Here is a 26,638-nt window from a genome sequence, read left to right as displayed (position 1 = left end):
GGCCATCGCCCAACCCCTCCCTGCCTGATCCAGAACCGCCGCCCAGGCGTCTCCCCACCCCACAAACCACCACACCCCCAACCCCCCACCCCCAAAACCCACCCCCCCCGCCCGGGCCCCCCCCCCGGGGCCGCGGCCGAACCTGACCACAAGATTTCAAGGATTCCCGTGAAAAACGCCACCCCACCCGTGCTCTGGCTGCTCGCGGTGGGCGCCTTCGCCATCGGCACGGACGCGTTCGTGATCGCCGGTGTGCTGCCGGAGATCGCGGACGACCTCCGTGTCTCCCCCGGTGCCGCCGGTCAGCTGATCACCGTGTTCTCCCTGACGTACGCGCTGTTCGCCCCGGTCAGCGCCACGATCACCGGCTCGCTGTCCCGCCGGACCGTACTGGCCTGCGGGCTGGGGGTGTTCATCGCCGGCAACGTGATCTCCGCACTGGGCGACTCCTACGGATGGGTCGCGGCGGGCCGGTTCGTCGCCGCGCTCGGCGCCGCCTCGTACACGCCCCAGGCTTCCGCCGCCGCCGCGTCCCTGGTCCCCGAGGAGCGCAGGGGCCGGGCACTGGGCATCGTCATCGGCGGCCTGACCATGGCCACCGCGCTGGGGGTGCCGATCGGCACCTGGATCGGCGGCCTGGCGGGCTGGCGGGCCACGCTGTGGGCGGTCGCCGCGCTGGGCGCGGTCGCGCTGCTGGGGGTCCTGATACTGCCGAGGCTGGCGCCCGCGGGCAGGCACCCGCTGGCCGAACGGCTCTCGGCCCTGGGCAACCCGGCCGTCCTGATCACCCTGTCGGTCACCCTGCTCGCCGTCACCTCCGAGCACGTGGTCTACACGTACATCGGCCCGGTGCTCCAGGACGCCACCCACGGCGGGCGGGCGCTGTCGGTGCTGCTGTTCGTCTTCGGCGTCGGCGCCGTCGCGGGCAACGCCATCGCCGGGATCGCCACCGACCGGCTGGGCAACCGGGCGGTGCTCCTGCTCGCCGTCGGCGGCATGGCGGTGGACCTGGCACTGCTGCCGCTGTGGTCAGGGTCCCTGATCGGGGCGGGCGTCGCGCTGTTCGTCTGGGGCGCCACGGGGTGGATGTACCTCGTGCCCCAGCAGCACCGGCTGCTTTCGCTCAGCGAGGCGAGCGGCCCCTTCACCGTGGCGCTCAACAGCTCCGCCCTGTACCTGGGCATCGCCATCGGCGGCGCGGTCGGCGGGCTCCTCGTCAACACCTGGGGCCCCGAGTCGACCGCCGTGCCCGCCTTCGTCCTCGCGGCCGTCGCCGTCGCCGTCGCGGCCCTCACCTACGGACGTTCCACCCCCACCGGTCCGGCGCGGGAGACACGCAGTGATCCCGCGCGGCAAGGAGTTTCCGACGATGACTGACCGACCTGCCGACGACCCCGTCGTCATCACCGGGATAGGCACCCTGCTGCCCGGTACCGGATCGGCCGCGGAATTCTGGCAGCACGTCTCGGCCGGGCGGTCCCAGATCGGGGCCCTCACCCGGTTCGACGGCCCGGCCGAGGGGCTGCCCGTGCACGCGGCGGCCGAGATACGCGACTTCGACCACACCGCCCGCCTGCCCGGCCTCGACCCCTCCCACGCCCGCAAGTACAGCCGGGAGATCCTGATCGCGATGTCCGCGCTCGTCCAGGCCCGCGACGACGCGGGCCTGGACCAGGGGGACGTCGATGCCCGGCGGCTCAGCGTGATCTTCTCCTCGTCGCGCGGCCCGCTCTCCTGGTGGCAGCCCGTGCTGCGCGGCGAGGACCCGACGGCGTACGACGACAAGGGCGCCATGTTCCGCGGGCTGCCCGGTACCCCGGCGAGCCTGGCCGCCATCCACACCGGGGCGCAGGGCCTCGTCACGACCATCAGCAACGCCTGCGTCGGCGGCCACCAGGCGATCGGCCTGGCCCTGCGGGAGCTGCGGGCGGGCAGCAGCGACGCCGTCCTGGTCGGGGGCCACGAGTTCCCCATCCTGCCCGAGGTGGCGCACTGCTACCGGGCGCTGGGCAACGGTGTGCTCTCCACGGAGTCCGAGGACCCGTCCCGCGCGGTGCGCCCCTACAGCGCCGACCGCGAGGGGTTCGCCCTCGGCGAGGGCTCCGTGGTGCTGTGCCTGGAGCGGGAGTCGGCCGCCCTGCGGCGCGGGGCCCGGGTGTACGCCCGTGTCCTCGCCCACGCCTCGATGAACGAGGCGGGCCACCCCACCACCATGGACCTGACCGGCAAGGTCACCGCCGGCCTGGTGGTGGAGGCCCTGGAGGAGGCCGGGCGCCGCCCGGACGAGGTGGGCTACTTCTGCGCCCATGGGACCGCGACCCGCTACAACGACCTGGCCGAGAGCCGGGCCCTGCGCGCGCTGTATCCCGGCCGCGGCCTCGGGGCGCTGCCCCCGATCAGCTCCAACAAGCCGATCTACGGGCACACCTTCGGCCTGGCCGGGATCATCAACGCGGCCTCCACCGCTTTGATGCTGCATCACCAGCGGCTGGCGCCGACCATCAATCTGACGACGCCCGACCCGGAGTGCGACCACGACCACGTGGCGGAGGGCGCCCGCGACACCTCGTTCGATCTCGCGGTGTCCATGTCGTTCGCCTTCGGGAGCCAGACGTCGGTGCTGGCGATGGGGGCGGCGGCCTGAGATCCGCGCCCCGGCCACCCCGGCGTATCCCGTCGGCGGGACGTCCCGCCGACGGGGTACGCCGTCAGCCGGTGTCCGTCAGGTAGGCGGAGACCACCACGTTGGCGGTGTAGGCGCCCAGCGCCCGGTCGAAGGTGCCGCCAAAGGTGATCAGGCACAGCTGGGGGCGGCCGGGGTGCCGTTGTCCGTACGCCTGTTTCGGGTCGAACTCGGGCCGGCCGAGGACCCGCACGTCGTCGATGGTGAACTCGGTGACCGCCGAGCCGTCGCCGCCGTTCACCCTGATCCGTCCGCCGGGGGGTACTGCGCTGCGCTCAGGCCGTAGAGCACGGCCGGCCTCGTCTCGGTGTCGACGTGTCCCCCGAAGAGGGCGGCTCCGTCGGTGCCGGGCCGGGCGCCGGTGCCGAACCAGCCGATGGCGTGCGGCGTCTGGTACGGCGGCGGGTCCATGACGACGGTCATGTCCAGACCGCGCCGGACCACGGGGGCGACGACCCCTATGGACGGCACCTCCAGCTGCGGCCGCGAGCAGCGGGTTGCGTCCGGCGAGGACGACCAGGCGGTGAGCGCCCGCGCCGGACAGCCGCAGTGCCCAGTCGATGACGGTCAGCGCGTTTGCGGCGGTGGCCTCCAGGCCTGCGACGCGCATCATGCTCTGGACGACCGGGATCCAGTCGATGATGGCGAACCCGAAGTGGTGGAAGACGCTGTCCTGGGTGACGATGACGCACGGTCCGAGGAACTCTGCGAGTGCCAGCGTGGGCGCGTCGTCCGGATCGCCCTCTGTACTTGGTGTGCCGGTAAGAACCGTGTCACCAGCCGCAAACGGCGGTGATCAGTCCTTTGACCTGGAGGGTCGCAGTTCTGCCGTGTTGGTCGCCTCGGCGAGCGCGAGACGGCCGCCCTTCAGTTCGGGCACGTAGTTGCAGATGGTGTTGCGGGAGACGCCGAGGAGCTTGGCGATCGAGGTGACGGTGTTCTCCGGGCGGGCGAGCAGGTCGCGGGCATGACGTACCTGTTCGTCGGTCATGGCCGGCGGGCGGCCGAGGCGGGCACCTCGGGCGCGGGCGGCGTCCAGGCCCTCGTTGGTGCCCTGGACGATGAGTTCGCGGATGAACTCCGCGAGGGCCGCGAAGACGTGGAAGACCAGGGGTCCGCCGGGCGTGGTCGCGTCGAGCGCCTCGTGCAGCGAGGTGGAGCCGACGCCGCGCTTCCGGAGGCCGGACACGATGGTGATGAGGTTCTGGATCGAGCGGCCGAGCCGGTCCGGCGACGGGACGACGAGGGTGTCGCCCTCGCGGAGGAAGCCGAGGGCCTTCCACAGCTTCTCGCGTTCGGCGTTCTTGCCGGAATTCTTGTCGGCGAAGATCCGGGTGCACCCTGCTTCGGTGAGTGCGTGGATCTGCCGGTCGAGCACCTGCCCCTTGGTGGACGCACGTGCGTATCCCACAAGGCCGCCGGTCCGTACGGCCGGAACGGGGGCGAGGAGATCGGCGGCGTCGTCGTCCTGGGGTGGCTGCACCCACCAGATCGCACAGTAAAGGGTGCTCCTCAAGTTCTTGAGCACATCGGCTTTCTGACACCGTTTTATGGGCATGATCCGGCGTCGATCCGGTCGCGCGCCGCCACTTGCCGATCTTGCTCATCGATCGGTCGATTGCTGGGCATCTCCGTCCCCAGCCGCAGAGCCCGGCATGCTGATTACGGGAGTCGGCAGCGTTGGCCTGTTCGCCAGTTCGCCGTGGCGGCGGCCATGACGGTGCCCAGCCTGTCCCGGGCGTCCACCAGATCGCCGATCCGGCTGTCGATGCGTTCCCGTTCCGCCGAAAGCCGGTCGAGCAGCTCTGGCGTGGCCTCACCATTCACGACACACGGCAGCAGATCCGCGATCGACTTGCTCGGCAGCCCGGCGGCGTACAACTGCTGGATCAGCTGGACACGGTCGACCGCGCTGTCCGGGTACTGCCGCTGGCCGCTGGGGCTGCGTTGTGAGGAGAGCAGGTTCTGTTCCTCGTAGTAGCGCAGCGCCCGAACGCTGACTCCTGTCCTGGTGGCGAGTTCGCCGATACGCATCATGTCTCTCCGAGGTGAGCCGGACCACACTTCTTGCCTCTGACGTCAGCGTCAGGTTTTAGCGTATCTCGCGACGGCTCACTCCCTCCGCCAAGGCGAAGGACGAGACCGTGACCACCCTGTTCGACAGCATTCCCAGCGGAAATACGAAGGAAGATCCACCCATGACTGCATCAGACGCGGCAGCCACGAACGTCGCCATCACCGCCGCCGCCCCCATCGTCTCGGTGAAGCCAGTAGTGCTGGAAGCACCGGGCCGCGGTGAGGGCCTGCAGGTAAGAATTTCCGCGCCGACAACCGGGAGCGAACTGCCGATCATCGTCTTCTCGCATGGTTTCGGGTCGTCGTTGAACGGCTACGGTCCTCTGGCCGACTTCTGGGCCACTCACGGTTTCGTGGTGATTCAGCCCACCCATCTCGACTCCAGGACCGTGGGTCTTCCCCTGGACGATCCCCGCACACCGCGGCTCTGGCGCTTCCGCGTCCAGGACATGAAGCGCATCCTTGACCAGCTTGATCTGCTGGAGGTCGCCGTTCCCGGTCTCAGCGGGCGCCTGGATCGAAGCCGCATCGCCGCGGCCGGACACTCCTTCGGCGGCCAGACGGCGGGCAATCTGCTGGGCCTGCGCGTCCTCGATCCGGTGAGCAAGAATGCGGAAGACCTGTCCGACTCGCGGATCAAGGCGGGCGTGCTGCTTGCCACGGCCGGCAGGGGCGGAGCCGACCTGACCCCCTTCGCGGCCGAGAAGCTCCCGTGGTTGAAGGGACCGGACTTCGCGCACATGACCACGCCGACCCTCGTGGTCGCGGGGGACAAGGACGAGCTACCGCTGTCCGTCAGAGGGCCGGAGTGGCTCGCCGACCCGTACCACCTGAGCCCGGGGCGCAAAAGCCTGCTCACTCTGTTCGGGGCGGAGCACTCCCTCGGCGGAATCGCCGGCTACGAAGTCCGGGAGACGACGGACGAGAACCCCGAGCGCGTGGCCCTGATCCAACGGGTCACCTGGACCTACCTTCGCCACGCACTCGGCATCGAGGACGCCGGCTGGACCGCAGCGCAGAAGGCTTTGTCGGAGAGCGTCGCCCCCATGGGGCGGATCGAATCCAAGTGAAGCGCTGAGAAGCGAACCACCTCCGGGGCGGTCGCAGCCCTTGCCGCGGCGTCAGCCCTGCGACCACGGCGTCTCGCACACGGGTGTACGAGCCCGGCGATACTTCCTGGAGACCGGTCTGGCCGACCACGCCTACGCACGCTCAAATGCCTGCAGGTCGGCGGCGTCCGTCGGTACTCGGGGGCCCGGGAGTTTGACCGCGGCAAGGTCGAGGCGGGCGTCCATGTCGAGGTTGACCTCCCCGTACGGGCGTACGTGGGACCGGAACAGCGGGGTCAGGCCGCGCCGGTCGGCGGGCGTGAGGGGGTCAGCCCACTCCGGTTCGCCGAGGATGTCCTCAAGCATCAGGGTGTTCACGTAGACCAGGGCTGATTGCAGAAACCGCAGGGACAGCACGAACATCACCTGCTCGTCGCGCCGGTTCGAGGCGATCTCCCCGCCCTTTCCGTAGGCGATCACGGAGTTCGCGCCGTTGGAGGACTCCATCACGTTCAGGCCCTCCTCGATCTCCCGCTGGAGGTCGCGCAGCGCAGGTAGCGGGCCACGAAGATGGTCTTCTGCGCGCGGCCGACCTCCGGCATCGCCGCGTAGGTGGGATGGGAGGCGTTGCGAGTGAAGCGCGGCAGGATCGCCTCGGTGGACGCCGTGCGGGTCCGGATCGCGGTCGCGTACTTGATCATCTGTTCGTACTGCGGGGTGATGAGTTCCCAGCGGATCGGTCGGGTCAGTGCCGGGGTCAGCTGCGGGTAGGCGTCCGGTTCGCCGGCCACCGGCCGGTACGGCTTCACCTTGTTGATCCGCTTGATCCTCGGCAGCAGGTCGAAGTTCAGCAGCCTCCTGACGCCGAACCCGATGTCCGACTGGCCATGGCTGTCTGTGTGGTTGGCCTCGACATCCATCGTGGTGCCGTGCCGCATCGCGCAGATGGTAGGTCAGTAGCGGTCGAAGTCGCCGTTGGCGAGCAGTGCGCGGAGTTTCAGGACGGCTTCGCCGCCGGCGCTCCGCCCGGCCGTCGACTCGTTCGTCCGACAAATTCGCTACCCGGCGATCGGAGCGCCGTGATACACAACCGACGTGCAGAACATCCTGGAGTTCCCCGAGGTCCTGCGGCTGATCGAAGACCGCTCGGCCGCGTTCCGCGCCGCGATCGCGTCCGCCCCCGACCTTGACGTCCAGGTCCCGACCTGCCCGGACTGGACGCTGCGCGAACTGGCGCAGCACCTCGGCGACGGCCGCCGCCGCCAGGCCGCCATCGTCGCGGCGGGCCCGGGCGCTGAGCCCCCGGCGAGGACGGACCCGAAGGGTGCCCCGACCGCGCCCCGCGACCGCGAAGCCCTGGACGCCTGGCTCGCCGAGTCGACCGAGCTCATGCTCGACGCGATGCGCGAGGCCGGCCCGGACCGCGGCTGCTGGACCTGGTGGGGCCGCTCACAGGCGCCGGAGACCAGCGGAGCCGTGGCCCGGCACCAGATCCAGGAGATCGCCGTCCACACCTACGACGCCCAGCTCACCCAGGGGGCCGCACAGCCACTGCCGACGGACGTCGCGGTCGAGGGCGTCGACGAGTTCCTGACGACCGTCTCGGCGACGACCGTCCCCTGGCCGTACAAGCCGGCGACCATCGACCTGCACACGACCGAGGGCCGCTCCTGGCGCCTGACCCTCAACGCCGACGGCGTCCGCTGCGACGACCTCGCCGCCGACGCCGAGCCGGGCGATATGGCGATGCGAGGCGCAGCGAGCGAGCTGGTCCTCTACTTCTACGAGCGCCTCCCGCTCGACGGCCTGGAGACCACCGGCGACACCGAGCCGATGGAGCAGCTCGCAGACTGGGACCCGAACGCGTAGAACGCGCACTTGTGACGCATCTCCGAGCCCTCCCATCAAGCGGGCCCGCACGGCGCCGTCGAGGCGGAGTACACGATCAGCACCGCCAGCGGGAACGACCGGCCCGCGCTGCCCGGAACCGACCACGCGACGCTCTTCCAGCCTCGCTCACTGGTGTGCGAGCCGACCGAGGCGGAGGGTGATCATTCCTTCGGCACAGGAACAGCTCTGATCTCGGTCTCCTGGGAGCTGGCGGGTACATGGGCCGTACGCGTCGAGGGCGCCGCCTCGCTGGAGACCGCCGACCTGATCGTCGAGGAGATGGCACGGCAACTCGGCGAAGCCACCGGCGAGACCGCCCTCTGGCACAGGGTCAGCGGCTAAGACCGTGCAGCCGATCATGTCCGGAGCCAGATGCTGCATCCAACAGATCGCCCCGTCCCATCTCCCACCTCAGCGCCCCGGACCAGCGGCCGCCTCATGACCGACCGGACGGGTCTTGACGGGTCCTGATGAAGCAGAGCGCCCGGCCGTCCTCGTCGGGTGTGGCGTGCGCGCACGCCGTCTCCCACCCTTCGGGGAGCGGCCGTGTCGGACCGGACTTCTCCCAGCCGGGTTGCTGCGGCTGTGACGAGTCCTGCCACCACAGGGTCAGCCCGCCCGCAGCGGCCACCAGGACCAGCCATACCGCCACGGCCCACCACCACAACCTGCGGCGGCCCGTCACCGCCACGGCTCCACCCGGGTCACCGCGTCCGCCGAAATCGGACCGTACACATGCGGGAACTCCTCAGCCCGCGGGTGCGGCCGCACGTCGACATCCGGTACGTGCCGTGTGCGCGAGCCGCGTCCCACAGGGAGTGCTCGGTGAGGTGGAGGATGTGCGTGGGTTCGGGCATGGGCCCACGCTACGGCCTCAGCCGTCACCCCTTGGACAATTCCGGTCGCTGCAGGCGCTGTTACGGTGCTGCACGCCGTCTTCGCCAGCCGGAGACGTCCTCCCACAGGGCGTACTCGACCCGAGCGCTACCAGGCCAGCTCCGTCAGCCGGTTGGGCGAGATCTGCGACAGGGCGAGCCTGCCGAGCCGGAACGCGCCGATCTCGTTCACCCGCTCCAGCGCGGGTGAACGCCGCACCCGTCGTCCGCGTCTGCGGCCGACGCAGCCGCTCCAGCTCAGGCATTCCCCTGCCTCGCCCTCCGGCGTGGGCGAAGAGGAACAACCGCAAGACGCGGAGGACAAGGTGGGGCAGCCTCGGCAGCGGCCGGTCCATCGGGCGAAGCGGTCCCGGAACCCGACGGCCGGTGCCGTTCGTCCGGCCTGCCTGGCCGTGCCGGTGGTACGGGGCGGCGGTATACGGCGGGAGATCCATGGCTGCCCGCGACGGTATTACGGCGGGGATCGCTCTGCCCGCGGTGGGCATGGTCCTGGGCGGCGTCCGCGTCAGCACGATGCGGAAAGGGCTGCCGTTCCGCATCGACCAGGGGTGGTACCACTGGTACCCTTGGGGCCATGTCGGATCCCAAGGCGATGAATCTGCGTTTCCCCGACCCCGCGCAGCGGGCGGCCATCGCGGCGGCCGCCAAGCAGGCGGGGGTGAGCATGCAGGAGTACATCCTCTCGGCCGCCTACGAGCGGGCGACCGCGGTGGAGCAGCAGTTCCTGGAGGGCTTCAAGGCGTCCATGGCCCGCAGCGGCGCGGCGTTCGCGGCCGAGCCCAGCAGCATCGACGCGAGCGCGGAGCAGCGGGCGAGCGAGCGGGAGGCGCTGCGGGAGCTGGAGCAGCGGGAGCGGGGCCACGCCGCGTGAGCGAGCACGCCACCCACCCGATCGACGTCACGTTCCTGCTGCACGCCGCCGAGCTGCTCGACGGCGATCCCCAGGTCGACGACTTGGGGCCCCTGTATGCGGCGGTCGCCCGGGTCAACGCCCGGGCGATGGAGCGCGACATCTACGGCTCGCCGTATCTGAAGGCCGCCGCCCTGCTGCAGACCCTGGCGAAGCTGCCGTCCCTGGAACACTCCAATGAGGCCTTCGCCTGGCACGCGACCGAGGCCTACCTGCTCCTCAACGAGCGCGCCCTCGACTACCCGCCCAAGGCCGCCGTCGCCCTGGTACGCGACACCGCCACCGGCACGCTCGGCGTCGCCCGGATCGCCCGGCAACTGCGCGACTGGACCACCACCTGACCCGGCGCGGGACCACTCGCAGGGGCCGGAACACGAGAGGCAGCTCGCCTGCGGAGGGCGGGGCCCGGCCACAACGGGTGACGGACGGATGCGGCGTTTGTGCGTCCTCAGGGTCCGCCCCCTCCCATCGTGCCGCACCTGCGGTGAGAGGCGATGACGGGCCGTGGCACGGTCACCGTATGTCCAACGACATCGCCTATCCCGTCTTTTGCACTCCCGATCCCCCGCTCGCCCTGAGCACTGCACGCCGCCTCGTGGAGTTCGGTCGCACCGAGTTCTCCGAGGTCTGCGTGTACGCCAAGCTCCCTTCCCTCGCCGAGGTGCGGCGGGTGGCGAAGGACCTGCCCCAGGCGTGGTGCCGGGGGCAGGAGAAGTCCGGAGAGTTCGGCACAGCACGGCTGGAGGACCAGCCGACGCTGGTGTTCGGCGTCCAGGGATCCGCTCTGCCGGCCGACCCGGCCGCGTACGAACGGTTCACATGACGCTCCCCACCAACTCCACCGGGTGCCGATACCGAGCCGTGATCGTCACGGACGGCAGTGTCCTCTGCCGCTTGGACGGTTTGTCGATGAAGTTGGATCGGGCGGCTGGATCGGTCGGGTCAGGCGGGCTCGGGCGTGGTAGGGAGGCGGGCGTTCATCGCGGCCTCGATGCTGGGGTAGGACGGCATGAGGGTGCTCAGGCCGGTGAGATCGAGCATTCGGGACAGGCGGTCGGGGACCGCGGCCAGGGTCAGGGAGCCGTTTGCGGCCATCGCGCAGCGCATGATGCCGATCAGGGCGTTGAAGCCGGAGGAGTCGCAGAAGGTGATCCCGGTCAGGTCCAGGATCAGGTGCGGATGTCCTCGGGCGATGACGTCCAGTGCTTCTTTGCGCAAGGCGGGAGCGGTCTTTGTGTCGATCTCTCCGCCGACGCAGAGGGCCGCCAGGAGTCCGTCGGTGTGGGTGGTGGTGAGGGTGAGGTCGTCGGTCACGGGTCAGCGCTCCTGGTCGGCGCGGGCGGCGCCGGCGACGGGCGTGGCCAGGGTGCGTGCCGTCGATACGGCGGCCGTCTGCTCAGTGGCCGGTGCCAGGGGTACGGACAGCGCGAGTAGGGCGACGTCGTCACCGGGACCGGTGGGCAGGTCGGTGATGAGGGCGATGGTGTCCTCGATCAGGCGGCCGGCGTCCGGGGTGGTGCGGGTGGTGAGGAAGGCGGCCACGCCTTCCTCACCCAGCATGGTCCCGTCCGGCAGGCGGCCCTCGGTGAGCCCGTCGGTGTAGAGCAGCAGGCCCTGGCCCGGGGCGAGGTGGAAGGTGTGGGCGGCGAACCGGGCGCTTTCCAGTGCGCCCACGAGCATGCCGCCCTCGGGGCGTACCCCGTTCACCACCATCGCGCCGTCTTCCCCGTGCTGTATGTGGAAGGCGGGGGGATGACCTCCCGTGGCCACGGTCACGGTGAAACCGCCACCGTCGGCGGGCTGCAGGGTGCCGAAGACACAAGTGCAGAACCGGCTGCCCATCGAGGGATCGAGGAGCAGGGCGCTGTTGAGGGCGTCGAGGACTTCGGTGGGGTCGTCGTGGTGCTGGGCGGCTGCGCGCAGGGTGTAGCGGGTCAGCGAGGTGACGGCGGCGGCTTCGGCGCCCTTGCCGCACACGTCCCCGAGGAAGAACGCCCACCGCTGTCCGCCCAGGGAGAAGACGTCGTAGAAGTCACCGCCGACGTCCCGGGGGGAGTCGGTCTGGTAGTGGCAGGCCAGCTCCAGCCCCGGAACCGGCGGCAGCGCGGGAGGCAACAGGGTGCGCTGGAGGGTGGTGGCGAAGGCGGTGATCGCCTCGGTGTCCCGCTCGGCCCGCGCCCGCGCCTCCTCCTCCGCCTTGCGGCGTTCCTGTTCCTCGCGTAGCAGCCGCAGGCCCGAAAGCCGCAGCTCCATGGCGTCCAGAACGACCGCGGCCAGGTCGGCCAGTGTGGCAGTGTCGGCCTCGGTGATCAGACGCGGTTTGGTGTCCAGGATGTTGACCGTGCCCAGCCGGTGGCCGTCGGCGGTGATGATCGGCGCCGCCGCGTAGAACCGCACCCCCAGAGGACCGGTAACCAGCGGATTGGTGCAGGCGGTCGGATCGGTGAGGGTGTCGGGGATCACCAGCGTGTCATCGCGTAGGATCGCCGACCCGCACAGTCCCGGGTCCCGGCCAATCTCCGCGACCCCTTCCAGGCCGTGGATGGCCTTGAACCAGATCCGGTCGGCATCGACGATCGTCACACTGGCCACGGGGACATCGAACAGGCGGGCGGCCATCGCCGCGACCCGGTCGAACGCCCCGTCGGGCGGGGTGTCGAGGATGTCGTAGCGGCGCACCGCCTCCATCCGCGCCGCCTCCACCCAGGCCGGCGGTACCCGCCTCACCCGCAGCTCACCCGGCGAAGCCTCAGGGGCACCTGCCATCGCTCAGCTCCTGTCTCCCGCGACGGAACCGGTCCCAGCGCCCAGTCCTCGACCACCGACCCTACACAGCAGCGAAACCCGCCTCTGCCTCCCGCATCAACCACTCCCCCACGCTGTATCTCCACATGAACGCGCCAACATCCAGTGAAGTTGGACTAACGCCAGCAGCGGATCACGACTGGGCCAGGACACATCTGCTCGTAGGCGGGCGAACAGGGCCCGTACCTCCTGTGGGTCATCCCCGTCCGTGGTGAAGGACAAGATCGCGAGGTCACAGCGGGCGAGGCCGCCGGTCGCTTCCGGACATCGTGGTCCGCGCTGACAGCCCACCTGGACATCATGCTCAGTGCCACCGTGGTCATGTGCGCGATGAGGCCTCCCGCAACGCCGCGGCGGCCTGCCGCACGGCAGCCAGGATGCGCTGGTGGTCCGGCGGGAGCATGGTCTCCTCCACGTCCGGCGTGCGGTGCGGGATCAGCATCACCGGTCGGCCGCCCACCTGTCCGGGTGCTGGGGCGGCCGAGGCGCGTTCCTCGGCGAGTTGCTCGCTCACCCGGTCAAGGAAACGTTCGGCGACGGCGAGTTCGTCGCGCTCGGCCCGTACCTCCGCCAGCTGTTTGGCCAGCTGCTCTCCGAGTTGGTCCAGTTCCGCACGGCGCGCGGTGATCCGTTCCAGGAGTTCGGGATCCAGCATGCGTCGGATCGTAGAAGGCTGTCCGACTGCCACGGGACGGAATCAGCGAACCGACTGCGGTCGTTGCCCACTCGCTCACCGCACTGAGCGTTCCAATGCAGCCCGATGATCGGAAACCCACTGATAGGCCGTCTGAACTTGGCTCACGGCCCCTGCGTCACGGAGCCGGGCCATGGCGACGTCACCCGCATCGGCCTGGGTCTTGATGCCCCGCCAGCACCGGTCCTGCCACCACAAGATCGTGGACACGAGACGTTGCCGGTCGGACAACTCGTAGCTGTCAACGATCAGCCTCATGCGCCGGGCTGCCTCCTCGACGTCGGTGGCCGAAGGGCCAAGATCGAGGTACTGCCAGCAGACATGTGCGATGTCGTGGATCCGCGCGCCAGGCGCAGCAAGGTCCCAGTCGATGAATGCCGCCGGGCGAAGCTCGCCGCTGGACAGGCGATAGACGGTGTTCTTGGGCGACAGATCGTTGTGACACACGACCTCTTGGTCTCCGGCCAGCGGGGTGCCGTCCGTAAGGTCGTGGAACTCACGCACGAGCCGGGCGACCGTCACCAGACTCTCGTCCGATGACACAGCAGCAGATTGTTGCGGCTCCCATGCCACATGGCCATCGAGGTAACTGAGGACTTCACGGCCGTCCTCGTCCACACCGAGATACCGCGGAGCACCACTCCAGCCACTGGCTTCAAGCAACCTCAGCAGATCACCCACGAACTTCGTGCGAACCGAGGCCGGACGGCGCACCGTCTCCCCGACACGAACAACCGCATGGAGAAATCCTCCGGGCAGAAACGACTCAGGCATCCGTCCACCCTGCCCGATCACTACCTCCAACGCTCAACAACTTGTCCTGACGCTTGATCCACCACCGAGACAACTCCGCCAAATGATCTACTCCGCAGACAGCCGCCGACGACCAGCGTGAGCACCCCGAGAACCGGTCAGACCAGCCCTTTGACCTGCGACTTAAAGTTGGCGGAGGCCCACTGAGTGGACTCCACCCGATGTCGTGCATCGCCACTGAATGCTGAACATCGTCGACTCCACTCGCGCCGGGCAGCACGGCCTGCTCGTGCCAGATCCCGGTCTCGACCAGCCGGCGCGGCGCCATGGTGGAGAGCGACCCCGTCTGGACGAGCAGCTGGGCGAGGCATATAGGTGGGCCAGCAGCAGGCCCGCCGACGTCAGCAACGTCCACAGCGGAGGAAGCGCCAGGTCCCCCACGTCTCCCGCAGCCAGCTGGTCGCGGTCCATCCACTCCGGCATCGTCTCCAGCTGGGTCAGGAACGCGGTGATCGCCGGCGGCGCATCCCCAGACTGCCGAGCCCGTCGACGAGGCCCTGGTTCAACTGCCGCTTGGCCTCCTTGCGAGGAATGTGGGGAGTGAAGAGCGCGTGTGAGGGCCCAGCGACCGAACGTCGCCGGGCCCCGTCGATCGGTGACGGTCAGGCGAAGTCGTTGCCCGCGGTGCTCACGGAGTCCGCCGCAGGCCAGGTGATCTCGGGAACTCTGCTGGCGATGGTGTGACGGGCCGCTTCTGGGGTGGCCAGCAGGGCGACGATGGTGACGGGCTGATCGCAGTGCGGGCAGTTCCGGGCGGCTCCCGCCCCGCCGGCGCCGGCCTGGCGGCCGTCCAGACCGGCTGACGGGGCGACGTCACGCAGGGACGCCGAGCGGCGGGTGCTCGAGCACGCGGGGCTTGTACTCGACCAGCTGGATGCGGCCGTCGAAGGTGCGGTGCTCGATCATCTCGAGCGCAACGTCCGGATAGCCGTCATAGATGCGTTCCTCGCCCGTGGCCCCGGTGATCACCGGGAACATCACCACCCGGAAGCGGTCGACGAGTCCGGCTCGTAGCAGGGACCGGCACAGGCTGAGGCTGCCGATCGTGCTGAGGAGCCCCGAGCCACTCACCTTCATGGCGCGGACCGCCTCGACGGCGTCGTCGCGGACGAGCCTGGAATTGGCCCACGTCAGTGGCTCCTCGAGTGAGGAGGAGAACACCACCTTGGACGCTTGCGTGAGCTCGTCGACGGACGCCTCTTCTTCCGGCCTGAACTCGTCTTGGCCCTTCGGGACCTCGCCTGCGGCGAAGCCCGACATCAGGCGGTAGGTGTTCGCTCCCATCAGGTAGGTGGCCTCGGGCTGCTCGCCGAGCCATGCCAGGTACTCCGGGCCCTCGAGGCCCCAGAACCCGGGCCAACCCTCTCCCGATGCGTAACCGTCGAGGGAAGTGATGAAGTCGACGAGAAGCTCCGACATGGCGGTGTCCTTTCCTGGGGTGTCACGAGCTTGGACCGGCCAGGAGCCACAAACTCATCGGCCGCGCTGTGGAGCATCGAGAAAACCCATGACGCTGCAGCCGATCAGGTCGGCGGAGCGGCGCTGCTTCGAAGGGCCGGAGGTCCACATGAACATCGGGTGACTTGTGCGGCGTCAGGAGCCAGCCCGATTCCAGGGTGCGTCAGGCCGGGTGGGCATGGCGTCAGGGGTGAACCGCAACGGGCGTACACCGGCTCGGTGCCGGCGACGCGGCCGAGGTATTCGTGCCCAGTCACGTGGCACCAAGCGGGCCGATCAAAGGGCGCCGCGGGCGGAGGCGGAGCAGGAGCGTCACGCAGAGCAGGCCGGTGCCGTTGACGGTAATGTCCGCGGCCGGTATCAGCTCGGGGGTCACCGGGGCAGGGTCTGGGTGACGCGCCACAGGCGGCGGGGCAAGTCGCCTTCATCAAAGGCGTGGACCTCGTCGACGGTCCAGCCGTCGGCGAGGGCGTCGACCAGGTCGTAGGGGGACGGCGAAGCCTCTGTGCTCGCGGATACGGCAGCCGCCGCATGGCTTCCCGCCCGGGCAGACCGTCAACTGATACTCCGGGCGCCAGCACTACGGTGGCACCGTCGCCCGTATCCATGACGCCCTGATGGCCCGCCGCCTCCCCAACGAGGACCAGCCAGCCGGCCAAGGGCACGACCTCTCCGGCGTACGGGACCGTGACGAGTCCGCTGGCGTCGTGGGTGCACCCTCCCCGATCTGAAAGGATGGGGGCCATGTCCAGAAAGCGGCAGCACCCCCCGACGCTGGCCGAGACGGTGGCCTCTCTGCCGCCGGTCAGAAGTTCTGAGGGCGAAGAAGTCCAAGAAGTCCTGTCTCCCGCCAGCTGCAAGGAATTCGTCGACGACACCGGTCGACGCTGGCAGAAGGTCCGCGGCCCGCTTCATCCAAGGCTTGCGCAGCGCCTGCTCGCCCAAGACGCTGAGCTCATCATTGGCGAAGGCGGCGGGGGGCAGTTCCGCCACGTGCCATCCGACGACCGGCTCACGACCTGGCATGCGATCAAGGACCGACTCGACTCGGATCGCACCCCGAGTTACCGGCCCTTTGAATTCTCCTCCGCTGAAGGCAGGACCCTCCTCTACATCGAGGAAGACTGCTGACTCGCAGCCCACCACGAGCAGTTGGCAAGATCTCAAACGCTGCCTCAGGGACGGTCCTTCGGTCAGGTCACCACACAGTGTTCGCCACGCCGCAGCGCCTTCCTGCTTCCGTCCCACGGCCAATACCGTCGTCAGCGTAGAGCTCGTAACACGATCATGCGACCCAGTCCCAGTCCCAGCCCCAGTCGCCATGGTGGATCGTGGGATGACCTGTGTGAGGAAGAGGGGCTGGATGGGCGTTCGGTCGCCGAACCGGGAGTTCCCGGTGCTGATTATGGCCTTCCGAGATGATCACGCGGTCGTCCATCTGACGGCCGCGCAGTTGCCCCGCGATACCGGCCTGGACGGTGTTATGTGACCTGTGGGGTGCGCAGCCCCAAGGTGTCTCAGGCCACGCTTCTCAGAGACAGCACCCCCCGGCGGGCTTTCCGAGGCCGTGTCTGGTCTTCACATCAACCCCTGGTCTCACTGGCTCATACCGCGCTTCACCAGGCCGTATGAGCCAGCTGACGGCACCGAGAACGAGGCACGATTTCTGGACCGCTCGCGGACGGTCGACGTACGCGTCAGCTGACCCGAAGACCGACCGCCAGCGTCAGTTCAAGGACCCGGTGTGGCGATGCGAGATCCGGAAACAGCTCCCGCAGCTGCGACATCCGGTACCGGACGGTCTGGGGATGGACGAACAACGCCGCCGCCACCTCGTCCCGCCTGCCCTGGTGCAGCAGCCACGCCCGCAACGTCTCCTCCAGCCGCCGTGCGGTCGCCACAGGCAAGGTCCGCAACGGTGCGAGGGCTCGGGCACGCAGGTCTGCGAACGCGTCCACGTCGGCGCTCAGCACCAGCTCGGGCAGGTGGTCCTCGGTGTCGCGAATATCAGAGGAGAGGGAGCGCGCGCGTACGGCTCGTGCGTACGAGGCGGACGCTCGAGTCCAAGGCCGGGCCGGGCCGACCACGGCGGTGCGGTCGGTCAGCTGCCGCAAGAGATGTGATCGGTCGGCGTCGGGGACGAGCAGCACACCGGTGGCGTCCGGCAGATCGTCCAGGACGAGGGTGCTCGGGTCGAGCGCGCGGTAGGCCGGCCGGGTCTGGACGGCGGGCAGCAGGACCGCGGTCAGCGAAACCGGAGCCTGCCACCCGGCCCGTTGAACAGAGGCCAGCAGCACGTCCGTGCTCGCGCCGGCGAGGAGGTCGCGGGCCAGGTGTTCCAGGTGGCGCTCGTGGTCCCTGCCCCGGGCGGCCAGTTCGTCGGCGTGGCCCGCGGCACTCGCGGCGGAGAGCTCGTCGATGTAGGCGAAGGTCAGCTCGGCGAACTTGGCGACCTCGGCGGCGGGCAGACCCGCGGGCACGGCACCCGCTGCCAGGCACCGCCAGGCCACGCGGGCGCCGACGCGGTAGGCGCTGAGCAGGGCGTCCATCGAACGGCCGTCGCGCACCTCGCCGCGGCCCAGCTCATAGGCTGCGTCACCGGCGTCGCCGCCTGTGGCGTTCCCGCTCGCGAGGTCCAGGTAGTGCCCCAGGGCGGTACGGACGGCTCGGCGGATGGTGGCGCCCATGTGGCCCGAGAGGGCGTTGGCGTAGGGAGGGACCTCGTCGATGATCGCCTGGACGACCTCGTCGGCGGTGCTCTTCAGCGCGGCCCGAAGTGCGGTGACCGTCGTCTCATCCAGGGCCAGTTCGCTGGCCCTCTGGATTGCATGGCTCACGTTTCTATTCCCTGCGAACAATTCAGCCAGCCAGATTTACGTCCTGCGGTCAGGACTTTACGCCTTGAGGCACAGCAAGCTGGAGTCATGACGAGTACAGCCCTCCGCAGCAGGGCGTGGAAACTGCTGGAGATGGTCACGACGCCGCTGCTGCCGTCGGACTACCTCGACCTGGTCAGCCCACTGCGTGCGGGCGCTGACCTGCGTGGGCGCATCGAGGCCGTGCACCCCGAGACGGGTGACGCCGCGACCATCGTGATCAGGCCGGGACGGGGCTGGCGCGGCCACACAGCCGGTCAGTACGTGCGGATCGGGGTCGACGTCGACGGGGTCCGCCTGTGGCGCGCCTACTCCATCACCTCGCCGACAAACCGCCAGGACGGCCGCGTCACGATCACCGTGAAGGCGATCCCGGACGGCAAGGTCAGCAACCACCTGGTCCGCAGGGCGAAACCGGGCACGCTGATCCAGCTCGACCAGCCGACCGGTGACTTCGTGCTGCCGCGGGCCAAGCCCGCCAAGGTGCTCTACCTGACGGCCGGCAGCGGCATCACGCCCGTGATGGGCATGCTGCGCGACACCGAGTTCGACGACGTCGTCATGGTCCACTGCGCGCCACAGCCGCAAGACGTGATCTTCCGCAACGAACTGCACGACCTGGTCGCGGACAAGAAACTGCGGCTCACCGAGGTGCACACCGACACGGAAGGCATGCTCGACATCACCCGTCTCGACCAACTCGTGCCCGACTGGGCCGAGCGCGAGACCTGGGCCTGCGGGCCCGCGGGCCTGCTCGACGCCGCCGAAGATCACTGGACCGAGCACGGCGTCCAAGAGCGCCTGCACACCGAACGCTTCCGCCCCAGCATCGTCGTCGCCGGCGACGGCGGCGAGGTCACGTTCAGCGCCACCGGCAAGACCGTCGACGCGGACGGCGCCACGCCATTGCTGGACATCGGCGAGGAGGCCGGCGTGCTCATGCCCTCGGGGTGCCGCATGGGCATCTGCTTCGGCTGCGTCACACCGCTCAAGGCGGGCGCCGTCCGCGACCTGCGCACCGGCGAGATCACCGAGGCCGAGCCGGGCGTCCTCATCCAGACCTGCGTGTCCGCCGCGGCGGGCCCCTGCGACATCGAACGGTAGGAGCACCTTGACCGCCATCGACCCCACCGCCCACCTGACCGCGGAGCAGATCGAGGAACTGGGCCGCGAGTTGGACTCGATCCGCGACGAGGTGATCGCCGACCGCGGCGAGAAAGACGCCGCCTACATCCGTAAGGTCATCTCGGCGCAGCGCAAGCTCGAGCTGGTCAGCAGGGGCGTGCTGCTGTTCTCGATCTTCCCTCCCGCGTGGCTGCTCGGCACCGCCGGGCTGTCCGTGGCGAAGATCATGGACAACATGGAGATCGGCCACAACATCCTGCACGGCCAGTGGGACTGGATGCGGGACCCGAAGATCCACTCCACCACCTGGGACTGGGATCACGTCTCGCCGGCCGAGCAGTGGAAGCACTCGCACAACGAGCTGCACCACACGTACACCAACGTGATCGGCAAGGACAACGACCTCGGCTACGGCATCATGCGCGTCGACGAGGACCAGAAGTGGCACCCGTTCCACCTCGGCCAGCCGCTGTGGAACTTCCTCAACGCCTGCTTCTTCGAGTACGGCATCGCCGCCTACGACCTGGAGCTCGGCAAGAACCTGAGCAAGCGCCGCCGCAAGAACCCGGAGTTCCGCGCGCGGGCCAGGGCCGTCGGCCGCAAGATCCGCAAGCAGGTGCTCAAGGACTACGTGATCCACCCGCTGCTGTCGGGCCCGTCGTTCCTGCCCACGCTCGCCGCCACGTTCACCGCCAACCTGGTCCGCAACCTCTGGACCCACTCGGTGATCATGTGCGGGCACTTCCCCGAGGGCGTACAGGTCTTCGAGCGCCGGTCGATCAAGGGCGAGACGCGCGGCCAGTGGTACCTGCGCCAGATGATGGGCTCGGCGAACATCAGCGGAAGCAAGGCCATGCACTTCATGACCGGCAACCTCTCGCACCAGATCGAGCACCACCTGTTCCCGGACCTGCCGAGCAACCGGTACGCCGAGGTCGCGGTGAAGGTGCGCGCGCTGTTCGAGAAGTACGAGCTGGAGTACGTCACCGGCCCGCTGCCCAAGCAGGTGTTCTCCGCGTGGCACAAGGTCTTCCGGCTCTCGCTGCCGAACAAGAAGCCCAAGGTCAAAACGCCGGACCGCGAGCAGGAACTCGTCGCCGCCTGACTCCCGGGGTTGGTTCTTGTTCATCCTGTTCGAGCCGGACGTGCCGACGCCGGAGGCCGCCCGGCTGCCGGCCCCGCTCACCGCGCACGAGGCCCCTGCCGTTCTCAGCCCGCACCCCGATGACGCGGCCTGGCTGAGGCGGACGGCGCTCCAGCTGCTGGACGAGCACCGTGCACTGGGGCGCCGCCGGCTCGATGTCCACCACGCCCTGCGGCGCAGCCTGCTCGAATCGCTGCTGCTGCGCCTCGCCGCTTCCCCGGATGTCACCTCCCCCGGCGCGTCGGCGGGCGGCACGGGCCGCAGGGTCACGTACGCGCGGTTCGTGGACGCCCTGGAGCTGCACTTCCGGGAACTGCACCGGGCTGCGGACTACGCCGGGCCGCTCGGCTGTTCGGTTCGTACCCTCAGCCGCGCGGCCCGGGACGCCACCGGCAAGGGGGTGCGTGAGGTCATCGACGAGCGGCGGCTGCTCGAAGCCCGGCGCCTGCTGGGAGGCGGCGGCTGGGACACCCGGGCTGTGGCCGTCCATCTCGGGTTCCCCGATCCCGCGAACTTCGGCCGCTTCTTCCGTGGCCACACCGGTCTCACCCCGGCCGCCTTCGCGGCCCGCGAAGCCAGGACCGGCACGTGAGGCGGGCGCGGCACCAGCCCGCGTCCCCACGGCCGCCACGGCTTTGATCGCCCCCGGAGCAGGAGCAGGGCCGGGGCCTGGCCGGGGCGGGCCGCCTCCTTCGATCGCTTGCTCACTGGCCGGGGGTGCGTCACCTTGGATCCCCGGTCAGGACGCGATCGCACCTGTCGCGGTCTGGGTGAACGCCCAGTTGGAGTGCACGATGCGCCACTCGTCGTCGATCAGCCGGTATGCCTCGGTGGCGTTCCAGGCGCGCAGCTGCCGCTCGTTGCCCTTGTCGTCGAGCACGTAGGTGTTCAGGTTGTAGGCCAGGACGGCGAAGTCACCGCCGTCGCTGACGTGCACGACGGGGTTGAGGTACTCGTTGCGCACGATGTCCGGGTTGGAGTAGATCGCCTCGATGTGGGCGACGGTCGCGTCACGGCCGACGACCAGGTCCTTTCCGATCGGGTCGAAGTAGCTGATCTCCTCGGCGTAGTTGTCGAGGTAGCCGCGGTTGTCGCCGACGCTCCACCGCTCGTTGAAGGACTTCTCCAGTTCCAGGATGGTCTTGCTGATTTCTTCCTTGTTGACGCCCATGACAGTCTCCTTTTCGTGCATGCCGCCGCCGGCCGGCTCCGACCGGAGCGGATGGGTGTGTTTTCTCAGTCGTCGAGCAGCACCACGTGCTTGCCCGGCGTCGTGCCGGCCTCGACGTCGGCCTGGGCATCGCGCACCTGCTCCAGGCCGTGGTAGACCTTCGCGACCGGGGCCTTGAGCCGCCCGGCGGCGATGGCTTGCAGTTGCTGCCGGAACACCTGCGCGGGCAGGTCTGTGGCCCCGCCCGCGTAGCTGGTCAGCCGCACCCCGTTGGGGATCATGAACGGGGTGAAGTCGGGGATCGTCCACTGGCCCGCCAGGGCTCCGGTGAAGCAGACGGTGCCGTGGCGGCGGACGGTGCGGAAGGTGTCGGCGAGGACCGAGCAGCCCACCAGTTCCAGTACGGCGTCGACGCCGTCCGGCATCAGCTCGCGCACCTGGTCGGCGATGGTGCCGTTGTCGACCAGAGGATGGTCGACGCCCACGGCCCGCAGTTCCCCGGCCCGGTCCGGGCTGCGCGTGGTGGACAGTACGGTGGCTCCGAGGTCCTTCGCGATCGTGGCCGCGCTCAGCCCCACCGTGGAGGTGCCGCCGCGGATCAGCAGCGTCTGCCCCGCTTTGAGGTCCAGGCCGCGGGTCAGGGATCCGTAGGCGGTCTGGAACATCTCGGGCAGTGCGCCGACCACGCCCCACGGCAGGCTGGTCTCGAACGGGATGACCTGTCCCGTGGGGACGGTCACGTACTGCGCGTACGAGCCGTCGAAGGACCGGCCCATGCCGCCCATCATGGTCGCCACCTGCTGCCCCGGGCGCAGCCCGCTGTCCTCGTCGGCCTGATCGACCACACCGACGCCCTCGATGCCGGGGATGCGCGGGTAGGTGACCTCCGGGTCCGACTCGCCCTTTCGGGTGGTGACCTCGGACTCGTTGACGCCGAACGCCTTCACCTTGATGCGCACCCATCCGGGCTGCGGCTCGGGCCTCGGCACCGTGGTGACCTGAAGGGCATCCAGGCCGCCGGGCTGAGAGACGACAACCGCTCGCATCGACGCAGAGGCGCCGCCTGCGGACGCTGCACGCTTGTCCATGCCAGTTCCTTACTAATCGAGTACGACCCGCAGGGTCGCCACGCTGCGGCCCGCGGCGAGGTGGTCGCCGCAGCACCTCTCGATCTTCTGTCGACATCCGGCGAATCGCTCAGTCAGTTGCGGACATCTGATCGTCAATGGAGGACACCAGGTGAAGCCCTGCGATCGCAGGCTTCACCGGGCCCTCATCCCGGCTTGGGAAGCGTTGAGCGCCCGCCCCGCCGCCCGTTCGGTTCGGCCTGGCCCGTTGTGGAGTGGTTCGGCCGGGAGGGTTGGGCCCGTGGCGTCCTGGTCAGGCCGCCGGGCGGTGGGAAGGGGACGTGGGGCCTGTCAGCGGTGCTGTGCGGTGCGCAGCTTCTCGGTGTATCGGGCGAGGGTTTCCTCGGCCGTGGGGACGGGGCCGAACAGCTGCTCCTGGCGGTGGGGGTCGGCGACGTAGCGGCCGGTCTCGAACCAGCGGAACATCGCGGCCAGGTCCTTGATCAGGGGCATGAAGCGGCCGGCGACGGCTCCTGCGGTGCGGGCGGCGCCGGACGGGACGGCCCACACCTTGATCTTCTTTCCGGCCCGGCGGCCCATCACGTCGGCCACCTCTCGCATGCTGACCGGACGGTCCCAGCCGATGTCGATGCAGGGAGGTAGGTGGTGACGGTGGTGACGAGCTTGCCGGCTCCGGGAGCCTGCGACTCAAGCCGCTCACTGTGCGGGGAGTCAGCCGAAGAACTTTTCCAGTTCGGCTACCAGGGCCTCCGGCTGCTCCTCCGCGACGAAGTGGCCGCTGTCCTCGATGCCGCTGTAGCGGATGTCGTTGGCCTTGCCTTCCATCATCGGCCGCATGAAGTCGGCGCCCTGATTGGCGATAGCCAAGGCGGGCATCTCCAGCGGGGGATATGAGTCGTTGTCGGCCACATCCTGGTGGAAGGTGTGGAATACGCCGAAGCCCGCGGTCAGCGCCTCGGGTGTGTCGTAGGCCTGGGCGTAGATGGCCCGGCTCTCCTCGCTGATCCGCTCCGGGTGGAGCGCGAGGTGTTCGGCCGACCAGTCGATCACGTGCCGAAACCGCCCCGCGAGAAGCTTGGCGGGCAGTCCCTCGACCTGGCTCAACGGGTATATCCACAGGTTCGGATCACCGGGCCCGGGGAACGGCTTGGCGAAGTCCTGGAATGCCTGCGAGAAGGGTGCGCCTTCCCACAGGGCGAGCTTCTTGGTGGCCTGCGGATAGTTGGCGGCGAAGCTGTAGGCGACCATCGCACCGATGTCACCACCGGCAATGTTCACCTGCTCGTGGCCCAGGCCGCGGACCAGTTCGTAGACGTCCTTCGCCATGTTCTTCTTGTCGTAGCCACCCTCGGGCTTGTCCGACTCTCCCTGACCGCGGTAATCCACGGCGATGACGCGGAAGTGTTTGGCCAATGGAGTCATGATCTTGTGGAGGCCGTGCCAGGTGCGCGGAAACCCGTCCATGAGGACCAGCGGCTCGCCTTCGCCGCCGATGACGTAGTGGAGCCGGGTGCCGTTCACGTCGGCAAAACGGTCTTCGAATCCTTCAAGCATGTGTGGCTCCTACTCGGGTCATCTCTATTGAGGAACTCGATCGTTCCATGATCACGATCGTTCCTCCTCGGGCTGATCATTTCTGCGGTGGGTACTCCCGCTGTGCGGGGCGTTGCAGGCGGGATGGGTGCCACCGAGATTCAACGTTTGATGCGTCAACACCCCTCCCGCCTGTTCAAGGCTTGGCGCAGTGGAGGCAGAACTTGGCCAGGTTCGTTTGTCGGTGGCGTGTCCGGTCGAGGGGCTGTGCCAGTGACCGGTGTGTGACACCTGAAGTCCGGTGCGGACTGGAGGACTTCGCGGCGATGTGTTCGAGCCGTTCGCACGGGCGGATCAGCGTCGGCGGGGCGGGGGTGCACCTGCGGGGCCCATTGTCGGACGGGCAGTGGAAGTAGGTGAGCACCCGCTCGCGGTGTCGCTGACCGGCGGAAACCGCAACGACGTCACGCAGTCGCTGCCGCTGTTGGACAAGGTCCCGGCCGTGGCCGGCGCCGTCGGCCGCCCCAGACACCGACCTGACGCGCTGCTGGCAGACCGGGGCTACGACCACGACAAGTAGGCGTCTGCTCTGGACCCGCGGTATCCGCCCGGTCGTTGCCGAACGAGGCGAGCAACATGGCAGCGGCCTGGGCGTCTTCCGGTATGTGGTCGAGCGGACGATCCCTTGGCTGCACCTGCTTCCGCCGGCTGCGGATCCGCCGGGAACGACGCGACGACATCCACGAAGCCTTCCTCGGCCTCTCCACCCGCCGCATCACCCACCGCCACGTCCAACGTCTAGCTCCGTGAGATGTCTTTGTCAGGACCTCTTGAGCCAGCGTTGCAGCGCCTCGGGCACGTTCGTTGGATTTGAGCTGAAGCTCAACCGGATGTCGGGCTGGAGGTCGATGAGCACATTGACGATCCGTTCGAACAGGACGGTGTACTCCGGGACATTCTTGATGCCGCCGCCGATGAGCACCACCCCGAACGAGTGCCCGTCGAACAGACGGCGCAGCTCGGCCTCAGCCTCGTCGGGGTCCAGGCTGACATAGCCCTCCTCGCCGTCGACGCCTGTGGCCTTGAGCGCAGCCCAGCTGCGCTTCCTCATGGCGACCAGCTCCTCGAGCGTCGCAACCCCCGGCGGAAAATCGTCCGGCGAAAGCGCATCAGCGGTGATGCCGAGGGTCAGCACGCGTTGATTGATCGGAGGCTTCACTTGAGAGTTCTTGTGGGACATGGGGTCGCTCCTCCAAGGCATGGCCCCCTCTGATGGCACACCCATGGGGTCTCCTCAGTTCTGTGGGGGACGTTCAAAAGAAAGTGTGGCTGGCCACATAGACACCGCAGCAACAATCACGTGGCTAGCCAAGTATTCGCGGACGCGGGGGGGGGGGGGGTAGGTGGCCGCCTCGGCTCGCTTCGGGGTGCGCAAGGGCCAGCGACCCTCGGTCGCCACCGTCTACCGCACCCTCACCGAGGATGAGTCCTTGACGTAGCTGTAGGTAGCGTCCCGCCACCGAGGAAGGGGTGAGGGGTCGGCCACGGATTCGGTCACGGCCCGCACGAGAGCGACGGGGGTGTCGGTGCCGGCCGTGGAGTACCGGCCCTGGTAGGCGCCGACGAGGTCCTCGCCCTTGAGGGCGATGGCGGTCAGGCGGCCGCGCCGAATCCTGCCGCGTCCATCAGCTGATGGGCGAGGACACGCAGGTCGTCGTCGTGTGCGGACGGCTCCTTCAGACGGCGGGTCTTCTCCCAGTCGCTGTTGCCGGCGAACTTCGAGGTCAGTGTGAGTCCGCGGGCGGCCTGGCCGCGCCGGCGCAACAGCAATCCGAGCTGGACGACCAGGTTTGTCGTGCCCGACGGCCACGACTCGATGTCTCCGTGCGGACCTTCGCCTGTACCGGCCAAGACGCCTGCGATGATCGTCACCATGGGGATACACGTCGCAACGGCCGGGGTGGCCGACTTCCATCAGGTCCTGACTGATCACCCGCGTTACTGGGGCGAACGCGACCTTCGGTCGCTACACCTTCTCGCACTGGTGCAGGAGTTCGGTTCCACCTGCCTGGTCGCCCGAGCCGAGGACGGAATCCGTGGGTACATCTTCGGGTTCGTCACCCCAGGCGGCACCGGGTACGTACATCTGATCGCCACGCGGGACGACGCCCGTGGCACCGGTCTCGGGCGTCGTCTGTACACGGCGTTCGCCGAAGCAGCGGAACGTGACGGTGCACGGCAGTTGAAGGCGATCACGTCGATCGAGAACACCGGCTCAATCGCCTTCCACCGCAGCCTCGGCTTCAACACGAAGATCGTCGATGACTACAACGGCCCCGGCCAGGCCATGGCCGTCTTCCATCAAGATCTGCCGCTCAACGTCTCGCAGCCCTGACCAACAGCCGTCACGGGTAATCGCTCCCCAGG

Annotated in this window: 28 protein-coding genes and 4 pseudogenes; 14 read left to right on the top strand and 18 right to left on the bottom strand. The window is 69.0% G+C overall.

Translation table 11 applies throughout. The annotated features are described in order from the left end of the window. Positions 1 to 168 precede the first annotated feature (168 nt). Both ACFWJX_RS39455 and ACFWJX_RS39450 read left to right on the top strand, forming a co-directional pair. A complete protein-coding gene (locus ACFWJX_RS39455) occupies positions 169 to 1,377 on the top strand; it encodes an MFS transporter (RefSeq protein ID WP_383251757.1) in 1,209 nt (402 codons plus the stop codon). Then, entirely contained in the window at positions 1,370 to 2,644 is a 1,275-nt protein-coding gene (locus tag ACFWJX_RS39450) for a beta-ketoacyl-[acyl-carrier-protein] synthase family protein (protein WP_383251756.1), read from the top strand. Before ACFWJX_RS39455 ends, ACFWJX_RS39450 begins: the two co-directional genes overlap by 8 nt. Before the next feature lie 64 nt (positions 2,645 to 2,708). On the opposite strand, the pseudogene ACFWJX_RS39445 reads toward ACFWJX_RS39450, so the two are convergent. The 3 genes and pseudogenes from ACFWJX_RS39445 to ACFWJX_RS39435 all read right to left on the bottom strand — a co-directional run. After that, a pseudogene (locus tag ACFWJX_RS39445) lies at positions 2,709 to 3,163 on the bottom strand (sortase domain-bontaining protein); the annotation flags it as partial. Between the two features lie 316 nt (positions 3,164 to 3,479). Then, entirely contained in the window at positions 3,480 to 4,166 is a 687-nt protein-coding gene (locus ACFWJX_RS39440) for a recombinase family protein (RefSeq protein WP_383251754.1), read from the bottom strand. A 179-nt stretch (positions 4,167 to 4,345) separates the two neighbouring features. After that, positions 4,346 to 4,717, bottom strand: coding sequence for a MerR family transcriptional regulator (locus ACFWJX_RS39435; RefSeq protein WP_383251772.1), 372 nt, complete (start codon positions 4,715 to 4,717; stop codon positions 4,346 to 4,348). A 164-nt stretch (positions 4,718 to 4,881) separates the two neighbouring features. On the opposite strand from ACFWJX_RS39435, the gene ACFWJX_RS39430 reads away from it, so the two are divergent. Continuing rightward, entirely contained in the window at positions 4,882 to 5,829 is a 948-nt protein-coding gene (locus ACFWJX_RS39430; protein WP_383251770.1) for an alpha/beta hydrolase family protein, read from the top strand. Positions 5,830 to 5,961: 132 nt separating this feature from the next. Here the strand turns inward: ACFWJX_RS39430 and ACFWJX_RS39425 are convergent, their stop codons facing one another. Together ACFWJX_RS39425 and ACFWJX_RS39420 are read right to left on the bottom strand one after the other, a co-directional pair. Then, positions 5,962 to 6,315 (bottom strand): Tn3 family transposase, encoded by a 354-nt coding sequence (locus ACFWJX_RS39425; protein ID WP_383251769.1) that lies wholly within the window; start codon positions 6,313 to 6,315, stop codon positions 5,962 to 5,964. Between the two features lie 5 nt (positions 6,316 to 6,320). Next, positions 6,321 to 6,746, bottom strand: a complete 426-nt coding sequence (locus ACFWJX_RS39420) for a Tn3 family transposase (RefSeq protein ID WP_383251752.1) — start codon at positions 6,744 to 6,746, stop codon at positions 6,321 to 6,323. A gap of 157 nt (positions 6,747 to 6,903) precedes the next feature. On the opposite strand from ACFWJX_RS39420, the gene ACFWJX_RS39415 reads away from it, so the two are divergent. Beyond that, positions 6,904 to 7,677 (top strand): maleylpyruvate isomerase family mycothiol-dependent enzyme, encoded by a 774-nt coding sequence (locus ACFWJX_RS39415; protein ID WP_383251750.1) that lies wholly within the window; start codon positions 6,904 to 6,906, stop codon positions 7,675 to 7,677. 153 nt (positions 7,678 to 7,830) lie between these two features. Further along, positions 7,831 to 8,040, top strand: a complete 210-nt coding sequence (locus tag ACFWJX_RS39410; protein WP_383251748.1) for a hypothetical protein — start codon at positions 7,831 to 7,833, stop codon at positions 8,038 to 8,040. A gap of 622 nt (positions 8,041 to 8,662) precedes the next feature. Here the strand turns inward: ACFWJX_RS39410 and ACFWJX_RS39405 are convergent. Further along, a pseudogene (locus ACFWJX_RS39405) lies at positions 8,663 to 8,848 on the bottom strand (hypothetical protein); the annotation flags it as partial. 320 nt (positions 8,849 to 9,168) lie between these two features. Here ACFWJX_RS39405 and ACFWJX_RS39400 point away from each other — a divergent pair. The 3 genes from ACFWJX_RS39400 (at position 9,169) to ACFWJX_RS39390 (ending at position 10,327) form a co-directional block, all read left to right on the top strand. After that, complete coding sequence (locus tag ACFWJX_RS39400; protein WP_383251746.1) at positions 9,169 to 9,465, top strand: DUF1778 domain-containing protein; 297 nt, start codon at positions 9,169 to 9,171, stop codon at positions 9,463 to 9,465. Next, entirely contained in the window at positions 9,462 to 9,845 is a 384-nt protein-coding gene (locus ACFWJX_RS39395) for a fic family toxin-antitoxin system, toxin component (protein ID WP_383251744.1), read from the top strand. Before ACFWJX_RS39400 ends, ACFWJX_RS39395 begins: the two co-directional genes overlap by 4 nt. Positions 9,846 to 10,024: 179 nt before the next feature. Then, positions 10,025 to 10,327, top strand: a complete 303-nt coding sequence (locus ACFWJX_RS39390; protein ID WP_383251742.1) for a hypothetical protein — start codon at positions 10,025 to 10,027, stop codon at positions 10,325 to 10,327. Positions 10,328 to 10,446: 119 nt separating this feature from the next. Here ACFWJX_RS39390 and ACFWJX_RS39385 read toward each other — a convergent pair whose 3' ends face one another. From ACFWJX_RS39385 to ACFWJX_RS39365, 5 genes are all read right to left on the bottom strand, one after another. Then, complete coding sequence (locus tag ACFWJX_RS39385; RefSeq protein ID WP_383251740.1) at positions 10,447 to 10,818, bottom strand: STAS domain-containing protein; 372 nt, start codon at positions 10,816 to 10,818, stop codon at positions 10,447 to 10,449. Positions 10,819 to 10,821: 3 nt separating this feature from the next. Beyond that, complete coding sequence (locus tag ACFWJX_RS39380; RefSeq protein ID WP_383251738.1) at positions 10,822 to 12,270, bottom strand: PP2C family protein-serine/threonine phosphatase; 1,449 nt, start codon at positions 12,268 to 12,270, stop codon at positions 10,822 to 10,824. Positions 12,271 to 12,628: 358 nt separating this feature from the next. Then, the gene (locus ACFWJX_RS39375) at positions 12,629 to 12,964 is read right to left on the bottom strand and encodes a hypothetical protein (RefSeq protein WP_383251736.1); all 336 of its coding nucleotides are present in this window, start codon (positions 12,962 to 12,964) and stop codon (positions 12,629 to 12,631) included. A gap of 75 nt (positions 12,965 to 13,039) precedes the next feature. Continuing rightward, complete coding sequence (locus ACFWJX_RS39370) at positions 13,040 to 13,777, bottom strand: phosphotransferase (protein ID WP_383251734.1); 738 nt, start codon at positions 13,775 to 13,777, stop codon at positions 13,040 to 13,042. Between the two features lie 852 nt (positions 13,778 to 14,629). Continuing rightward, a complete protein-coding gene (locus ACFWJX_RS39365; protein WP_383251732.1) occupies positions 14,630 to 15,235 on the bottom strand; it encodes a dihydrofolate reductase family protein in 606 nt (201 codons plus the stop codon). Between the two features lie 783 nt (positions 15,236 to 16,018). Here ACFWJX_RS39365 and ACFWJX_RS39360 point away from each other — a divergent pair. Then, positions 16,019 to 16,405: a hypothetical protein gene (locus tag ACFWJX_RS39360; protein WP_383251730.1), complete on the top strand. Its 387-nt coding sequence runs from the start codon at positions 16,019 to 16,021 to the stop codon at positions 16,403 to 16,405. Positions 16,406 to 16,971: 566 nt separating this feature from the next. Here the strand turns inward: ACFWJX_RS39360 and ACFWJX_RS39355 are convergent. Further along, a complete protein-coding gene (locus ACFWJX_RS39355; protein WP_383251728.1) occupies positions 16,972 to 18,111 on the bottom strand; it encodes a PucR family transcriptional regulator in 1,140 nt (379 codons plus the stop codon). Between the two features lie 87 nt (positions 18,112 to 18,198). On the opposite strand from ACFWJX_RS39355, the gene ACFWJX_RS39350 reads away from it, so the two are divergent. From ACFWJX_RS39350 to ACFWJX_RS39340, 3 genes and pseudogenes are all read left to right on the top strand, one after another. Then, complete coding sequence (locus ACFWJX_RS39350) at positions 18,199 to 19,254, top strand: ferredoxin reductase (protein ID WP_383251727.1); 1,056 nt, start codon at positions 18,199 to 18,201, stop codon at positions 19,252 to 19,254. A 7-nt stretch (positions 19,255 to 19,261) separates the two neighbouring features. Continuing rightward, positions 19,262 to 20,380 carry a fatty acid desaturase family protein gene (locus tag ACFWJX_RS39345; RefSeq protein WP_383251725.1) on the top strand — a complete coding sequence of 373 codons (1,119 nt, stop codon included), beginning with the start codon at positions 19,262 to 19,264 and terminating at the stop codon, positions 20,378 to 20,380. 19 nt (positions 20,381 to 20,399) lie between these two features. Further along, positions 20,400 to 21,011: pseudogene (locus ACFWJX_RS39340) on the top strand (helix-turn-helix domain-containing protein); the annotation flags it as partial. Positions 21,012 to 21,158: 147 nt separating this feature from the next. On the opposite strand, the gene ACFWJX_RS39335 reads toward ACFWJX_RS39340, so the two are convergent. From ACFWJX_RS39335 to ACFWJX_RS39320, 4 genes are all read right to left on the bottom strand, one after another. Beyond that, the gene (locus ACFWJX_RS39335; protein WP_383251723.1) at positions 21,159 to 21,590 is read right to left on the bottom strand and encodes a YybH family protein; all 432 of its coding nucleotides are present in this window, start codon (positions 21,588 to 21,590) and stop codon (positions 21,159 to 21,161) included. 65 nt (positions 21,591 to 21,655) lie between these two features. Then, entirely contained in the window at positions 21,656 to 22,636 is a 981-nt protein-coding gene (locus ACFWJX_RS39330) for an alcohol dehydrogenase catalytic domain-containing protein (RefSeq protein WP_383251767.1), read from the bottom strand. A gap of 372 nt (positions 22,637 to 23,008) precedes the next feature. Further along, entirely contained in the window at positions 23,009 to 23,278 is a 270-nt protein-coding gene (locus tag ACFWJX_RS39325) for a hypothetical protein (protein ID WP_383251721.1), read from the bottom strand. Between the two features lie 111 nt (positions 23,279 to 23,389). Then, positions 23,390 to 24,232, bottom strand: a complete 843-nt coding sequence (locus ACFWJX_RS39320) for an alpha/beta fold hydrolase (protein ID WP_383251719.1) — start codon at positions 24,230 to 24,232, stop codon at positions 23,390 to 23,392. A 331-nt stretch (positions 24,233 to 24,563) separates the two neighbouring features. Between ACFWJX_RS39320 and ACFWJX_RS39315 the strand changes: the two are divergent. After that, a pseudogene (locus ACFWJX_RS39315) lies at positions 24,564 to 25,021 on the top strand (transposase); the annotation flags it as partial. A 10-nt stretch (positions 25,022 to 25,031) separates the two neighbouring features. Here the strand turns inward: ACFWJX_RS39315 and ACFWJX_RS39310 are convergent. Beyond that, positions 25,032 to 25,451 (bottom strand): hypothetical protein, encoded by a 420-nt coding sequence (locus ACFWJX_RS39310; RefSeq protein ID WP_383251717.1) that lies wholly within the window; start codon positions 25,449 to 25,451, stop codon positions 25,032 to 25,034. Positions 25,452 to 25,864: 413 nt separating this feature from the next. After that, on the bottom strand, positions 25,865 to 26,122 hold the full coding sequence (locus tag ACFWJX_RS39305; protein WP_383251715.1) for a hypothetical protein: 258 nt from the start codon (positions 26,120 to 26,122) through the stop codon (positions 25,865 to 25,867). 10 nt (positions 26,123 to 26,132) lie between these two features. Between ACFWJX_RS39305 and ACFWJX_RS39300 the strand changes: the two genes are divergently transcribed. After that, positions 26,133 to 26,606, top strand: coding sequence for a GNAT family N-acetyltransferase (locus tag ACFWJX_RS39300; protein ID WP_383251713.1), 474 nt, complete (start codon positions 26,133 to 26,135; stop codon positions 26,604 to 26,606). The last annotated feature ends 32 nt before the right edge of the window (positions 26,607 to 26,638 follow it).

Origin of the sequence: Streptomyces sp. NPDC058335 (assembly GCF_042723915.1) — a bacterium.
GTDB lineage: Bacteria > Actinomycetota > Actinomycetes > Streptomycetales > Streptomycetaceae > Streptomyces.
This window is presented reverse-complemented; position numbering and strand designations above follow the sequence as displayed.